Origin of the sequence: Ruegeria sp. HKCCD6428 (genome assembly GCF_013110595.1) — a bacterium.
In the GTDB taxonomy this organism is placed as follows: domain Bacteria; phylum Pseudomonadota; class Alphaproteobacteria; order Rhodobacterales; family Rhodobacteraceae; genus Ruegeria.
Map to the genome: position 1 here is coordinate 1 of NZ_WVQX01000014.1, position 15,262 is coordinate 15,262.

At 52.8% G+C, this 15,262-nt stretch carries 15 protein-coding genes; 5 read left to right on the forward strand and 10 right to left on the reverse strand.

What is annotated here, in order from left to right; all coding sequences use genetic code 11:
• Positions 1-207: 207 nt before the first annotated feature.
• The 3 genes from GS620_RS20710 (at position 208) to GS620_RS20720 (ending at position 4,720) form a co-directional block, all read left to right on the forward strand.
• Entirely contained in the window at positions 208-1,053 is an 846-nt protein-coding gene (locus tag GS620_RS20710; protein ID WP_171617603.1) for an efflux RND transporter periplasmic adaptor subunit, read from the forward strand.
• Between the two features lie 59 nt (positions 1,054-1,112).
• Complete coding sequence (locus tag GS620_RS20715) at positions 1,113-1,868, forward strand: DUF3299 domain-containing protein (protein ID WP_216597980.1); 756 nt, start codon at positions 1,113-1,115, stop codon at positions 1,866-1,868.
• A gap of 107 nt (positions 1,869-1,975) precedes the next feature.
• Positions 1,976-4,720: an AsmA family protein gene (locus GS620_RS20720; protein WP_171617605.1), complete on the forward strand. Its 2,745-nt coding sequence runs from the start codon at positions 1,976-1,978 to the stop codon at positions 4,718-4,720.
• 3 nt (positions 4,721-4,723) lie between these two features.
• Here GS620_RS20720 and GS620_RS20725 read toward each other — a convergent pair whose 3' ends face one another.
• The 4 genes from GS620_RS20725 to GS620_RS20740 all read right to left on the reverse strand — a co-directional run bounded on the left by GS620_RS20725 (position 4,724) and on the right by GS620_RS20740 (position 7,477).
• Positions 4,724-5,224: a hypothetical protein gene (locus GS620_RS20725; RefSeq protein ID WP_171617606.1), complete on the reverse strand. Its 501-nt coding sequence runs from the start codon at positions 5,222-5,224 to the stop codon at positions 4,724-4,726.
• Positions 5,225-5,396: 172 nt separating this feature from the next.
• Complete coding sequence (locus tag GS620_RS20730) at positions 5,397-6,185, reverse strand: nuclear transport factor 2 family protein (protein WP_216597981.1); 789 nt, start codon at positions 6,183-6,185, stop codon at positions 5,397-5,399.
• A 30-nt stretch (positions 6,186-6,215) separates the two neighbouring features.
• The gene (locus GS620_RS20735; RefSeq protein WP_171617607.1) at positions 6,216-6,593 is read right to left on the reverse strand and encodes a DoxX family protein; all 378 of its coding nucleotides are present in this window, start codon (positions 6,591-6,593) and stop codon (positions 6,216-6,218) included.
• Positions 6,590-7,477 carry an SDR family NAD(P)-dependent oxidoreductase gene (locus GS620_RS20740; protein WP_171617608.1) on the reverse strand — a complete coding sequence of 296 codons (888 nt, stop codon included), beginning with the start codon at positions 7,475-7,477 and terminating at the stop codon, positions 6,590-6,592. The genes GS620_RS20735 and GS620_RS20740 overlap by 4 nt, the downstream gene beginning before the upstream one ends.
• 78 nt (positions 7,478-7,555) lie before the next feature.
• On the opposite strand from GS620_RS20740, the gene GS620_RS20745 reads away from it, so the two are divergent.
• On the forward strand, positions 7,556-8,443 hold the full coding sequence (locus GS620_RS20745; protein ID WP_171617609.1) for a LysR family transcriptional regulator: 888 nt from the start codon (positions 7,556-7,558) through the stop codon (positions 8,441-8,443).
• A gap of 346 nt (positions 8,444-8,789) precedes the next feature.
• On the forward strand, positions 8,790-10,436 hold the full coding sequence (locus tag GS620_RS20750; RefSeq protein ID WP_171617610.1) for a tetratricopeptide repeat protein: 1,647 nt from the start codon (positions 8,790-8,792) through the stop codon (positions 10,434-10,436).
• A gap of 31 nt (positions 10,437-10,467) precedes the next feature.
• Here GS620_RS20750 and GS620_RS20755 read toward each other — a convergent pair whose 3' ends face one another.
• The 6 genes from GS620_RS20755 to GS620_RS20780 all read right to left on the reverse strand — a co-directional run bounded on the left by GS620_RS20755 (position 10,468) and on the right by GS620_RS20780 (position 15,257).
• On the reverse strand, positions 10,468-11,289 hold the full coding sequence (locus GS620_RS20755; RefSeq protein WP_171617611.1) for a class I SAM-dependent methyltransferase: 822 nt from the start codon (positions 11,287-11,289) through the stop codon (positions 10,468-10,470).
• An 87-nt stretch (positions 11,290-11,376) separates the two neighbouring features.
• A complete protein-coding gene (locus GS620_RS20760) occupies positions 11,377-12,090 on the reverse strand; it encodes a PHB depolymerase family esterase (RefSeq protein ID WP_171617612.1) in 714 nt (237 codons plus the stop codon).
• Positions 12,091-12,186: 96 nt separating this feature from the next.
• Positions 12,187-12,579: a DUF3291 domain-containing protein gene (locus GS620_RS22350; RefSeq protein WP_171617645.1), complete on the reverse strand. Its 393-nt coding sequence runs from the start codon at positions 12,577-12,579 to the stop codon at positions 12,187-12,189.
• A gap of 796 nt (positions 12,580-13,375) precedes the next feature.
• Positions 13,376-13,912 (reverse strand): hypothetical protein, encoded by a 537-nt coding sequence (locus tag GS620_RS20770; RefSeq protein ID WP_171617613.1) that lies wholly within the window; start codon positions 13,910-13,912, stop codon positions 13,376-13,378.
• Positions 13,896-14,666 (reverse strand): hypothetical protein, encoded by a 771-nt coding sequence (locus GS620_RS20775; protein ID WP_171617614.1) that lies wholly within the window; start codon positions 14,664-14,666, stop codon positions 13,896-13,898. The genes GS620_RS20770 and GS620_RS20775 overlap by 17 nt, the downstream gene beginning before the upstream one ends.
• Positions 14,667-14,741: 75 nt before the next feature.
• On the reverse strand, positions 14,742-15,257 hold the full coding sequence (locus GS620_RS20780; RefSeq protein WP_171617615.1) for a DUF805 domain-containing protein: 516 nt from the start codon (positions 15,255-15,257) through the stop codon (positions 14,742-14,744).
• Between the last annotated feature and the right edge of the window lie 5 nt (positions 15,258-15,262).

Below are 15,262 nucleotides of genomic sequence, written 5' to 3' on the forward strand. Positions count from 1 at the left end.
GCTACATTCTGGTCGATGACGAAGTCCTCGAAGTTACGAATGACCTGTCTACCGTAGTCGATGCGGTCGGCATCGTCGGTGATCTTCTCAACTAGACGAAAGTACGATGTTTCAGGGCAAGAACTACCTCGTTTGTCCTGACGCTGGCCGGGGCGATCATTCTGTGAACCCCGGCCCAAGTTCAAAACCCGTATCTGAGGCGCTACGATGATAAAGGCCCTTCTTGTACTTTTTGCGCTTGCTACCCTTTCGACAGCAGGCGTCACACTCGCGCAGGACTCCGGAGCAAAAGACGCCCCGCAAACAATACGCTTTGAGGGTTATGTACAGCCAAGTCGCGAAGCAGAGCTGTCGCCACTGGTCGACAATGTGGTCACCCGAATTGCGTTTCACGCCGGCCAATATGTTCAGCAGGGCGACCTTCTATTCGAGTTTGGCAAAAAGGGTCCTTTCATCGAAATGCGGCTGAGCGAAACTGCTCTGAAGGATGCGACAGCCCAACTCAGGCTCGTCGATGCGGAATTGGCCCGAAAAAAGGAACTCTACCTGAAAGAGCTGATACCGGAAGCGGAGTTGCAGCTTGCCCAGGTAAACCGCGACCTTGCTGAAATCGCAGCGGAAAGGGCGAGCCTCGCTTATGAAGGGGCGCAGCTTGCCTACAGTTTCACCGAGTTACATGCCCCATTCTCGGGAATTATCAGCCAACCACATGTCAAGCAGTACCAGTATCTGAGCACGGAAAGACGAGGGGACGAAACGCTGGCGATCCTGTCAGACATCGACCCGGTCTACGTTGTCGTCAAAGTGCCCTACGAGGAATTCATCAAACGGCGTCAGATATTTGAATCAGATGCCGAGGCGTTTGAGGGGCTCAGCCTGTCTTTGCAGATGCCGGACGGACAGTTGTACCCCTACGAGGGCCGTTATTTCGGTGGGGCATTCAAGGTTAATCCCAAAACGCAGCTGATGGATGTGTGGGCCGAGTTCCCGAATCCAGAGTTGCTGCTTCGCCCAGGAGCAAAAGTCACAGTTATTTCGAGTCTGAGGAACTGAATGATGACCCGTCGAAGCCAGTGGCAACAGGCGCTGTTTTGCCGACAAGTGAGGAGCATATGACAATGCGTCTTTCCTTTGCAGTAATCGCCGCGTGCTTATTGGCATTGCCGGCTCATTCGGAAGTTGCACGTATCGAATGGGCAGACTTGGTCGATGAAACCGCTCAGGATTATGAAGATCCTTTCGTCGAATTGACGGGCAAACAGCTTAACGCGCTTCGCAGATTGGTCCGGTTACGCGCGCAGCTAGAGAAAGGCGGATCGACGCCAGAGCTGTTGGATCAGATTAAACTGGATATCGAGGCGACTGAAGCAACCCTTGCTGAGGAAGGCGTTGATGCGGACTGGCTGATTTCCCAACGCTGGGTTGTGATGGAAAGACGTGAGAAGGCGGGCACGGCCGCCAACGTCGACATCGATGGTGCAACCGTTTCGTTGGGCGGATTTGTGATCCCGGCACCCCGCGACGAAGATGGTTCCCAAATGGCATATATCGTGCCGGAACGTGGAATGTGCAGCCACGTACCGCCTCCGCCACCAAACCAGATGGTGCGTTTGCGCCTGAGTGAATCCTGGGCGCCATCGACAGTCTACGAACCCATCGTTGTAACCGGTCAAATCAGGATTGACCCGACGCAGAAGGAGATGCTGGTTGTTGATGGTCCCGTCCTCATGAAGGCTGCGTTCACTTTGGTGGTCGATAACGTGCAGACTTTTGGTCCTATCCAGACGTCCGAAGATGCTTCGACCAATGGGAAACGTGTGTTGATGGGAAGGATCAAGGCGACTGGCGGGGCTCCCAGAGACGATTAGGACACAGCCCAATTGACCTGAATATGGTTCAGAACGAGCGTTCAGGCTGGTGAGCTAAATTTCTGCTCGTGAAAGAATGAACGGCGAAAGCGGCGATAGGGGAGCGCATGAAGGTTTGGCTAATTAGAATAATTGGGCTTGTCGCAATTCTCGCTTTCACAGCTGTCGCATTTGTTTGGTTGTTGCTTGCTGCTCCGATGTTCTCGGACGTGCGGCGCGACCTTGTGGAAAGAGTTCTTTCGGAACAAATCGGCCGACCACTTTTGGTCAAGGATGATGTAAGCGTCGCGCTTGGACGCATTAGTCGCATTTACGCCGGTGGGGTAGTCATCCCGAGCCAGACAATGCCGGAGTCACCTCTTGTAGAATTGAACCTGCTGGAACTGGAGCTGGACATTGCCGCTTTGACCAACGGACGTCTGCATTTTGACAATCTTGTAGTGGAAGGCCTACAGGCGAATATTCTTACGGCCGCAGACGGCACCATAAGCTGGCGAAAAGACAGGCCAACACCCAAGCCCGCGTCGGAGGAACCTGTATCAGCGGATGACCAAAAAGACGTCGCTAGCGCTGATAGTACCAAGGAGAGCGACACGGAAGGCAGCGGAATCCTGAACTTTCTGAGCGACAAGAATGTCAGCTTCACGTCAATCGGGTTAAACATCGACGACAAGGTCTCAGGCTTCTCGTTTGGGTTTGACCTTCAGTCACTCACGCTCGAACAAGTAGATAGTGGCCAAAGAACAAAGGTCTCTGGATCCGGCTCCGTCAACGGTCAGGGTTTCGAAATCGAAGGCGACTACCCACACGCCGCACCGTTTACGACACGTGCCAGTTTTGGCGAAATGACCGTAAGCTACGATGGCGAGGCGTTCTCGGAAGACGAAGGGGGTGGCTATCGGGCTGTCTTGGAAATGGACACCGGAGAATTCGGTGATTTTCTAGATGTCATTGGATTGGAACGCGTACTGGAAGGTAATGGCCAGTTTCTGGCTGAACTCGTGTCCCAGGACGTCCTGAAAATCGAAGCGTTTACAGCAGCCGTAAACTTGGAGGGAGGACAGAAACTCGAAGCTGAGGGAGCGATAGATGACCTCTACACCGCTCAGGGCGTCGATTTGCTCTTCAACGCGCGGCTTTATCCTGAAGGACAGCCGCCGCCAGCAGCAAAAAGTATCCAAGAGCTGAAATTCACCGGCTTTGAAATGCATATGGTCGGATCCCTGGCTTCCTTCGAATTCGAGAAGTTGCTGTTCCAAACCAATGCGTTTGACCAGGGGTTAGACGTAATCGGTCCAGCCTCTATCGAAAGCATTCGCCGCATGCCAGACGGCCGGCTCGCCATGCTGGGCATCGCGCTGCAAGCCGGTCCAATTGAAGAGCCTGTCCTGAAAGCCGAAGGTGAAATCCTCGATCTGCTTCAGCTTCAGGACGTAACCCTCGATGGTGAGCTAAACGGGCCCGCCAAATTGATTTTGCCCAACCTCGATGAAGGCTACGTTGACCAGTTCGGCGGCATCAAAGCCGATTTCAACATATCCAATGCAGGCGGGCCGGTTTCACTCAATAGGTTTAACGCGACTGCTTACGACACCGATCTCTGGGCACTCGATCTCGCACTATCTGTCAACGAGCTAAAAGGGCTGGCCGGTCTCGATTTCGACGTTGAACTGGATGTCGACGACGGTGCCCAGTTTCTGACCGCGCTTAACTTGCAACCTGTCGAAATCGGAGCACTAGCTATCGATGCTGAAACCTCTAGGCAGGGCGAAGACTTTGATGCCGCAATCGAGTTCGAAGCCGGATCTTCGCATCTTCTTGCTGCTTTGGATGCAAAGTTTCCCGAAGGTGCATCCGTCGTCCGTGGCAACATTACAAGCGAGAGACTAGATCTCAACGACCTTAAGAACCTGACCGCCGGGCTGGACCAACTGAAAAGTCTGGTAGGCGAGACCTCGCAAGAACCTGAAGCCGAAGTTCAGCCTTTGGTTTTGCCGAAGGAGACAGACGTCCAGCCCTTGGTGTTGCCAAAGGAGAAAGGGAAACCTGCTGATCTTCTGGATGTGCAGCGTGTACTGAAAGAAGCTGACGTCGAGGTACAGATCGATTTCAAAGAGATTGTAGGCCAACAAGGTGTAACCTCTGTTTCAAGCCAACTGTCTGCAAAAGACGGAACCGTGGATTTCGGCCCTCTTCAGATGGCCTATGGCGGCGGAAACTTCAGCCTGAGGGCGGTCATGGACCTGATTGATTCACCCGATTGGCTTTCATTGTCGGGATCAACTTCGGGATGGGAATTCGGTGAGATCCTTGATGAACTGGGGATTGGAATTGATGCCTATGGACGTTTGAGCGGTAAGTTCAACGTTTCTGGCAGCACCGCCTCGGGCAAAGCCTTCATCAACTCCATGCGCGGCAACGCGTCTTTGTCGATGTCGCAGGGCTATATCAGTACCAGCCTATTGGAACTGGCGGGGTTGGGTATTTTCCCTTGGCTGTTTTCAGAGGAGTTCCGACAAGGTTACACCGACATCACTTGTGTGGTCGCCCCGGTTGATATCCAGGCAGGACGGGTCAGTTCAAACTCCATTGTCATTGAAACGGGATCGGTTCAGTTGGTGGCCAAGGGGCATGTGGACTGGCTGAACGATAACATAGCGATCAGAGCAGAGCCCCGTCGCGTTGGCAAACCCCTATCCCGAAGCGCCTGGCCCTTTGATGTGACGGGCCAGCTGTCGTCGCCAAAGTTCAAGCTGGATGTGGGCGGGTCCAGAAACAAGGCTCCAGAAGGCGCTGATGCAATGCCTGTCGACAGGCAACCGTGCCTGCCGGACATCAATCAATTGCAATAATACTTAATTCTTCAGTGGTTCTGGCTGTTCGGCCTGGCACTCCAGAACGGCCTCAATGGCTTTTGCAGACCCGCTGAGATCAAGCTCCACCTCGGCCCCGCTTTCGCCAATAATCGTAACGCTTTGGCGTTTTCCAAACTCGGTTACAAACGCCGGGTTGTCGAAAAAGGCGTAGCCACCGGGAACTCCATTCTTGAAGACTCCAACAGCTTCGCCTTCAAACTTCGCATCACCAAAGTCGAACTTTACGATGCCCGTCGCCCCGTCCTCGATTTGAACCCAGGCCGGATTAAATGCTGCAAAAAAGCCACCGGCTTGATTAGGTGCCGCGCCGATTTCAACGGTCATGTCATTTTCAAAAGGCTTCCACGCGAGACAGCCATTGCCCTTTTCGGGATCAATCAGGATTGTCCAGTCCCCGGATTCACCCCACCGTTCCATACCGGCGGCCCACACCGCGCCAGTGGAGATCAATGCCATTCCTGCCAGCGCCAACTTGTTCATTCGTTGCTCCACACTTGTTCCGAAGGTTTTGAGCTGCGTTCAGAGTATCGCGCGGGGTTAATCAAATACAACCATTCGATTTCTGGAATGTTGTGCCGACGTCAACGCTCCCTTGCCCTGAAAAAGCAATCACCTTCGGCCTCTGCCAGAGAAAATATGACGCTCATCTTCCCTAGAATTTGCCAGAGTTGTTCCAGGTCTCTTGCGGGCCGATCTGTTCCTGAACATCCCAATGCTCGACGATCTTTCCGCCCTTAAGCCGGAACAAGTTAAATACGGCCCAGTCGTCCTCGTCTTGTTTCACATGGCTAAAGGCAACCACAAAATTTCCTTGGCCGAGTAGTCGGTGAACTTTGACGTAATGCGCGGTTTTTCCGCCACTAGTCATCGCTCCAAGATGCTTGGAGAAAGCTCCCAACCCGTCGTCTATTTCTGGGTTGTGCTGATCGTAATGCTCGGTCGATATGTAGTCATCCACAAGATCGCTGCGCCCTGCCATCAGGACATTGTCGATGAACCCTCGCACCACGGCCTTGTTGGCCTCGGTTAAATCGAAATCTTCGATTTCGGTTGGGCCATCCACCATGCTGCGGCCCGAGACGGTTGGCCATTTATACGCGGCAATCACATCCCAATGCTCGACGATTTTCCCGTCGTCGTTGGTATCAAAGATATCGGCCGTCACCCACTGGGCTTCACCGTTGTTGAGGCTTTGATACACATGCACGAAGACGAAATTCCCATCCTCGATGGTACGCAGAACCTGGATATCGCGCACCGGATTCCGCTCAAGAAAAGGCGTGAAGAACTCGATGAAACCTTCCTTACCATCACGTACACCCGTTGAATGTTGCGTGTAGCGATCCCCGGTAAATTTATCGAGCGCCTCGGCCATTTTGCCGTCACGAATGCCTTCCAGATAAAGGCCCTTGGCATTTGCCACGCGGATACTGTCAGTCACAACATGCACTCCTGTGTCATAGAAATGGTTTTAGCTAATACCAACAATGCTCAGCACCGTTTCACGGCCAGACCAAACTACGAAAGCGGACAAGGTGCCTGTGACCATGGCGGGAACGCCTTCTTTCCAGGTATCCCAGATCAGATGACAACCAATTGCACCGATAGACGTTCCAAGAATAGCCAACGCGCCTAAAGTTCCGACCCAGGATCCCTGAAACCAGATCGCGACTGCGCCCAACAATTCAACCACGCCGACCAAGGCCATGATCTGCCGGTTCAACCCATACTTGATGAACATCGCCAGTTGGGTTTCGAAAATGAACTTCTGCCAGCCAAAGATCTTGATCGAGCTTGCGAAGAGGAAGAAGACGGACAGCAGTCCGACGAAAACGGTGATCACATTCATTCCGCAGCCTCCTGAACCGGGAAGGAAAAATCGGCGCCGAGAGCGTTCTGAAACCTCTCCTGCTTGGTGGCTACGGCAGCATTCATTGCGCTGGCCAGAGCGCCAATGTCCGACGGGTCAACAATAGTTCTCAACGGTCTTTTGCCGTAGGGCAGGTTCAACAAATCGGCGATGGCATCGGCAACCATTGCAGGGGGTGCCTCAACAAAGCTTTTTTGCGCCAACCCCATGAAGCGTCCGGCCATCGCTTGTGCTTGTTCCAACGTTGGCCCGTATCCAGCCATGCGTTCCGGTTCATCCGTTGGCGGCGATTTTTGCATGATGCCAGTGTCAAATGCGCCGGGTTGAACGATAAGGGATTCCAGTCCCAGAGGAGCGAGTTCAAGGGCATAGGTCTCGGCGACCAGTTCCAGCGCCGCTTTACTGGCTGAGTAAAAACCGCTCATCGGCAACGCAAACCGCGACATGTCACTGGTGATGCTGATCACCGTGCCAAAGCCCTGGACGCGCATATTGGGAAGGATGGCGCGTAGAACACGAACCGGTCCCAGCACGTTCACATTCAGCATGTTCTGAAACCGAACCGCAGAAATGGTCTCGTTGAGCCCTCCAACATAGATCCCTGCGTTGTTAATGACGACATCAAGTGGGCCATTCAGCTTTAACATCAGATCGGCGATTGCGCTGTCTACGCTGCCATCACTGCCGACATCCAGTTCAATGGATGAAATTCGCGCAGATGTCGCCTCTAGGCTGGTCGCCACTTCGGCGTTTCGCCCCTTCAAAGCACGCATTCCGGCGAATACAGAATGACCTTCGTCTGCAAGTCTGATGGCCATTTCTTTTCCGAAGCCGCTGCTGGCCCCAGTGATCAGAATATTCATCTTTCTGTTCCTCTTGTGGTCGAGAGGAAAATGGCAATCAATAGACATAATTGGAAATAATCATTATTTCTTCTTAGTATGCATGAAATTGATGGAATTGACCTCAATCTACTGAAATCTCTGCAAGCGCTCATTTCGGAACGGCATGTTGGACGTGCTGCGCAGCGAATGAACGTAACGCAGCCTGCCATGAGTCACACTCTGGCAAGGTTGCGCCGCGTGTTTGACGACCCTCTGTTCGTCAAGCAAGGGCGCGAAATGGTGCCAACGGCGCGCACTCTGGACCTTGCAACTCGGTTGAACACGATCCTTTCAGAGATCAGCGTGTTGACTGCGCCAGTGACGTTCTCACCTGAAAACGCGAGCGCAACTATTCGAATTCATGCCCATGATTTCATTGCAACCAGTTTCCTCGCAAACGCAATTCGGCGTATTCGAGAGCAAGCACCAGGGATCGTTTTCGAAATTCACAGTTATTCGGATCACAGCTACCAGATGCTCGATTCCGGTGATGCCGATTTGATCGTTGGCGCAGGACTTCAGGCAAATCCGAAGTTCCTTCAAAGACTGCTACTGCGCGAGCGCCTTGTGTGCCTCTTAGACCGAACCCACCCAGCGTTGAACAGCTGGAATGCTGAGACGGTCTTTCTATATCCACATGTCAGGCTGAGTCTCATGACCAAACAAGATGACCCAGTTCACCTTTATGGAAAGGATCAGGGTTTGCCCCCACGCCAGGTTGGGCTGGTGACTGATAGTCTGCATCTGCAACCTGCCTTCCTGGACGGAACAAATCTAATCGCTTTTGTGCCGGAGACGCTCGCCCAAGCTGCTACCAACAACAAAAACCTAGTCACGCGCGATTGCCCTTTTCCCCTGCCGGAATTGGGAATCCGTGCAATTTGGCATGAGCGAGACGTACGATCCCCCCTTCTCAGCTGGATCCGCAGCCAGCTGGATGTTTAGCGGCCAGAGAACTGGAGAAATTTTTCGCGTCGGCTCACAGCGCATCGCACATGCTGGTGTGATACTTGGCTGGCGGTTTTTGAGGTTCACTAGCTACTGAAGTCGACACTTTGCGTTGGACTGAGTGCATCCCCTGCACTCGAAGTTAGGAACGGCAGTTTTGTTTAGCTAAGCGACCACTCGTAAAATTAGATGGAATGTGCGCATTTCTAGGTTTCAAATTTGAACATTTTGGTTGGAGAAGCGTTTTGCAGCAAACAAGACCTAGTACAGGCTTTGGTGCCCCACCGGTATAGAAAATCGGCCCATTGTGGTAATCTCTTTCTTTAAACTGGGGGATACCATTATGGAATATTATGACCTCGGAACTTATAGCCGAAAGGTTGCGACCACGTCGGAAGAAGCTCAGCTTTGGTTTGACCGGGGCTTAGCATGGACCTACGCGTACAACCACGAAGAGGCGATTGTGTGCTTTCAAAAAGCAGTGGCTGCCGATCCAGATTGCGCGATGGCGCACTGGGGCATCGCGTATTGTATTGGACCGAACTACAACAAGCCTTGGGAAACTTTCGAAGAAGACGAAAAGCCTGACTGTATCGCCTTGGCCAAAGCGTCAATCGTTGCAGCTACGTCATTAAAAGAACAGTTGGCACCAGTTGAGCGTGCGCTCATCGAAGCAATTCCAGCGCGCTATCCAGACACGTCTGACGTCGAAGATTTCAGCCCTTGGAACGACGCCTTTGCAGATGCGATGCGCAAGGTTCATGCCGAATTCGACAAGGATCTGGACGTATCCGCGATTCTGGCCGAGTCGATCATGAACCGGACACCCTGGCAGCTTTGGGATCTGCCGACCGGAAAGCCCGCTGAGGGGGCCGATACGCTTGAGGCAATTTCCGTGCTCGAAAACGCGTTCGATACACTTCCCGGAGCGTGGGCACATGCAGGGCTTTTGCACATGTACATTCACCTGATGGAAATGTCGCCCCACCCCGAGCGGGCGCTTCGCCACGGCGATGTACTCAGCACGTTGGTGCCCGAGGCCGGGCATTTGCTGCACATGCCGACCCACATCGACGTTTTGTGCGGAGACTACATGAATGTCGTGCTGCGCAATCACAAAGCCATATTGGCAGATCGCAAGTTTCTGAAGCGCGAAGGGCCTGACAACTTCTATTCCGTATATCGGTGCCACAACTACCACTTCAAAATCTACGGAGCGATGTTTTTGGGGCAACCTTCAGCGGCAATCGAGGCAGCCGAAGAGTTGATCGACACCCTACCGTCAGACACTCTTCGGCCGATGGCTGACTGGTTTGAAGGTTTCATTCCTATGAAGCAACATGTGCTGATCAGGTTTGGACGTTGGCAGGATATTCTCAATCAGGATCTGCCAGAGGATGAAGAGCTTTACAGCGTGACCATCGCCATGATGCGATATGCAAGGACGGTTGCCTTGGCCAACCTGCATAGGGTTGCCGACGCCGAGAGTGAAAAAGCCAATTTCTATGATGCTCTGGCCAAAGTTCCCGAAACGCGAATGCTGTTTAACAACACATGCCAGGACATTCTGAAGGTCGCCGAGCAAATGATGCTGGGTGAGTTGGCCTATCACACAGCAGAGCACGAAACAGCCTTTGACCATCTGCGAAAGTCGGTCGAGATCGACGACAACTTACCCTACGACGAGCCCTGGGGATGGATGCAACCCACCCGTCATGCGCTGGGCGCACTTCTTCTTGAACAGGACCAGATGGAAGAAGCCGAAGCTGTTTACCGTGCAGACCTTGGCCTGGATGCTACGCTTAGCCGGGCCTGTCAGCATCCGGGCAACGTCTGGAGCCTGCATGGCCTGCACGAATGTCTCACCCGACGCGGCGAAACGGTCGAGGCCGCCCACATCAAGCTGCAACTGGACAAGGCCGCCGCGCGGGCTGACGTGCCGATCAAGGCATCCTGTTATTGCAGGCAGAAGGCGCTGGCGGCTGAGTAGCGCCTGGTCAGGCACCTGTACAGTCTTCTTGTCAGGCCGTGCAAATGAAGCGGTAAGTCAATAGACGACGTTCATCCAGAGCCAGAAGTTGGTTCTGAACCATATCGTTGGCGATTTCCCCAAATAGAATCTGTGTCGTAACCGGCATGGTGCTCTTAGACTTGGGCTTCGAAATTCTCGCCTTAAGCCAATCGTAACTTTCAGCCGTCGAATCTTCTTCTTCCAAAATCCTAAAACCCGCATTTCGCAGAAAATCGACCATTTCTTTCGGGGTCGCGAGATAACTGATCGAGGCGTCCATAGCCCAAGGTGTCGGATATTCGACGTCACCGCCTTCGCCCTGTACAATGTCATAAATACCAAATCGTGCTCCGGGCTTCAGGACACGACGGGCCTCTTTGTACACCGAAAGCTTGTCCGGGATGTTCATCGCAACATGGACAGTTACCGCGCCATCAAAACTGCTGTCCGAAAATGGGAGCTTTGTCGCATCTCCCTGAATAAACGTGGTTTGTTCACTAAGACCGACCCAATCAGAAATGGTTTTGGCTGCGTCGCAAAACTCTTGCGTCAGATCTATGCCTGTAACCTTAGCGCTTGCTTCTTCCGCAATTGTTCTGGTGACCCCACCCAGTCCACTACCAATATCGAGCACATTCGCACCTGGCGTTAGCTCCAGCTTCTCCAATAACTGTAAAGTCGCCTGTCTGCCTCGGAAATGGAATTCATCGATTGGTTCGAAATCTGCGGCGCACAGATTCTTCGGGTCAATGCCTGCGGCCTTCAGGCTATCAGCTATCTGGTCGATCAGTCTGCGGCTGCGACCATAGTGATTGGACACTTGTTCTTTCATTTTCTCACCCTTTCATCAGACAAGTCGGGTGCTACTGAATTCATATCGGACCAAAATAGCCGAAGGGTTTGCGGGGCAATCGAGTGCTCATGGAAGAGCTTCGAACCAGTCGAGTACCGCGTCCCGCCAGCCCTCAGGCACACCGTGCCCGCCTTTGGTGACTTTCAACCGGATCGAGCCTGCCTCACAATCCATCCAATCCTTCTGCATCGAGTCATCGTCGCCAAAGCTGTTCTCCGCACTACTCAAGCAGGCATTCTCGCGGCGCCAGACATCCACGCCCTTCATGACGTTACCTTGGTGAAAATCGACACCCTCCCATGTGAGCTGTCGGCCTTCGAACGGCACCATTCGGTCTTTAAAGCCATGTACGTGAAACAGGTGAACTGGCGCATCGCACTCAGTGGTCATGGGCTCCCAAAACGCACCGGCCGCAGCGGCAAAACCTTTCGCCAGCTCAGGCGCTTGGCACGCAGTGTCCCAGACCATCGAGCCGCCGCGAGAGAAGCCTGCGATCAGTATCCGCGACGGGTCAATACCGAAGCGCTCCACCGCATCGGCGCGCACGGCGCTGAGAAAGGCGACATCATCGCGCGCCAGGTCATATCCGTCAGCGACACCCCAATCGAGGTCTTTGTCATTAATACTGGGCTGCCCGCTCGGCATAATCACAGCGTAGCCGCGCCGGATGAAAGGGTCGACATATGCGGAGTTCTGGATCATCGCCTTGCCAGACCGTCCATAGGCAGCTAGCAAAGCTAAGAGATGAAATCGGTCTTGATGGAATTCGTTTTGCGACATTACCGGAAGCTGGAGCCAAGCGTTTCGAAGATTTGGTGGTTCAGGAGTAAGGAACGGCTAGGGATAGTCGATCCAGTTTTGTAGTCGCTGAGCTGCTTATCTAACAACCGTATCTTTGCCAGTTGCAAAGTCATACGCCTCCGGACTTGGCCCCTCTGTTCTCAACCGAAGAAGTCTTTCCTTTCCTTCTGTCAGGCTCGGTATATGGCCAACCTGGATCGGCCAGATGACGTAGCCAGGATCGTCAACATGCTCAAACCACTCCGCCCGGCGATCAAGAAATTGACCATGGATAGTCCTGTGAACAAAATGCTCCAAGTCTGCAAAGCTTTGCCAGGTCGATAGTGTCGCCAGTGCGACGTGTGACCGACCAAACAATGCACCCGTATCGTTCTCTGGGAGATCGCAGTCCTCGTCTTTTAGGCGCCAGATAAAACCTCTAGATCGATCTGCAACAGCGTTCAGACGATCCGAGTTGTCCTCGAACAGTCAGTAGATCAATCGCTCCATCGACACTACTGACAGCCGAGGCTGGAAGTGGAACGGGTGTGTTCTCAAGGATTTTCTTTATATGTCGTGAATAGCCAAGAGCCACTCGCGCTACTTGTTCAGCTAATAGCTGCTTATCCTCTATCGCCCAAGTTGCACCACTGTACAAGCTGCCGCTGGAAAACGGTGTTATCGAAATACTCATTTTATATATTTTTCAATTGCTTGACTGCGTGAATTGGTAGAATTTCAAGCCAGGTTACACAACCCTAAAAAGCAGTCATTTATTGGGTGTGCAATCCGTTGAGCTGCTGAATTACAGCCGCTTTGAGATAGATTCCACCATTCTAGGCTGAAGAACTACTGTGCCCTGCGTGAATGGTCGAAATGCGAGCTGCAATCGTAGAATCTAAACAAAACGGCCGCATAGAACCAAAGTTCTTTTGGGCGGCCCGTTGCGAATTGAGTGCCGAAAAAGTCCATAACCGCAACGACCGCGCCAAAACTCATGTTGTTCATCAGTACGGCATACAATCTGGTAGCGCAAAACTATGGGCAAACTACGCAAGCTTATGGGGTGTGCGAAGTATTTTGCGCAAACCTACACATTTGTAGGGACGCTCATAACGCTACATTCCCAACATTGATTTCATTGAAGAAAATCTTGGAAGCTTTCCCATAACTCTGCGCGGTATTTGCGCATAACTTTGCACGATTTGCCCATAAGTTTGCGTGCCACAGAGTACCCATCGAACAGACCAGCTCCTTTGGCTTATCTGCAATTCTCAAATGCAACTTATTCCCAATCGCCAGCAGACGAGCGCCACGTCTTAGCGTCCGCATCCCAAACACTGGCGGTGACGCAAGGCGTTGGGTTTATTCCGTCGCAATTGGATCCATGAATATCCGCAACAACAACGCGTTGACGCCCAAATTCAACAACCGTCCAGCTCTGGTTGAGCAAGGATTGAACCTCATTTTCAATCAAGAAGTGCGACATGCATCCGCCAGTTCCGCAGTAAAGAGATGCGGCGCTCGAACACGCAAAACCAGACTCATTCAAAACCCAGTCGCGTTGTAGATCTCCGTCGAGATCGACCCTTTCAACCGCGCCCCAGGCTATGTCAAACTGACCGTCGTTGAACTCCGCGCAGGCTTGTGCCGCCAGATCAACCTTTTCCCGCAAACCGATGGGAAGTTGCGAAACATCAGCCGCAACAGCTGGTGAGGTCCAAACAAGGCCCGAAGCAAGCACAATCCCGGCGACCAAACATTGCATCTGACGCGCTATTTGGAACGCTGGTTGGCAGGAGGTATCAATTGCACTGATCATACCTGTAATCCCCGTATTCCAGCCAGTTTGCCGAGCCTTCGTTAAAAATCAGAAACTCGGACCTGTCTTCCCCAAGCAGGGCGACGACAAACCCGGCCGGTGGCTCAGAGTTTCCGAAGTAACTGTAGGCCGTCATGGCTCTGATCGACTCGCCATTGACCGTTACTCGCGCGTCCCACTCCCCCTCTGGATTGTCCAGAATTACATATTCGATCTGGCGTTTTTTCGCTCCGCCACCACAATAGACGATGCCTTCGGGTGCTTCGTAGGAGGTCCCCTGGCTAGCATCTGAATCGCAGGCGGAACGAAGGGACCGAATTGCCGCGCTGGAACCTTTCAAGTCAAAGATTCCGTAGCTGACATCTTGATCAATCATGGACAGATTAACCGATGCATTGGCCGCAAGCTGGTCCAGTACAAAACCATAGTCCTCTTGACTATTGAAACTGACTTCGACGGGATAGTTGTCGACGATCTGCACGGCAGCGTTTTCTGCGCCAACCTGAAATGCCCCAACTTCGGTGGTGCCGTTCTTCAAAAATCGAATGGAAAGCCCCTGCTTCTCCACAATGTCCTGGCTGTCCTCATATCCAGCCGGAGCAAAGCGGATACGGTTACACTGAAGTTCCAGCGTCATGTTTCCGGTCTGAATAAATGAATTGGGACTAGGCCCGGAACTGAACGACCACTCCGCCGATGCTGTGGTTGCCATTGCCATCATCAGCGCTCCAACGGAAATCGGCTTGAAATTCATTCTTTCTCTCTCCACGGCGTTGCATTTGGCTCTTTCTTTCAGCAGAGCGTCGGGCCCACCGCCCGGGTAACCAGATCAGGAAACAGGTGCGCCGTATTCGTTTGCGCCTTCTTGAGAAGGGCGCGTTAGCCACCAGATCATCAGGATGGACAGAACCAATTGAAGAATTGAGAAAACAACAATGCCGGTTGCGCCCAAAACTGCCGCGGGTCCACGTAATGTATCGGGGTTTTCCGTTCCTTGCTCCAATACCGAAAAGAACGCCACCCCGCCCAGCATAACAAAAAGCGTTGTAATGCTAAGCGCCATCGGCAGCAGCAAGTACCAGCCAGGTCGCCCTGTATCATGCAGCCTCCGCCAACCGGCGGCCAGCATGGGTATAAGAACGGCCAGTTGGAAAACAGAGGACAGAACCCGAGATCCCTGCCCCGTTTCGGGATTGGTTCCGAATATGATCGTATCCAGCACAGCTAATACGGCACTCACGAGAACCACGAACAAGAAGAACCACCAGTATTCTGATCGTAAAGCCCGACCCGAGAACTGGAAGTATTTCGAAAAACACGCTTTTACTGCTTCAACGAATCCCATGTTTT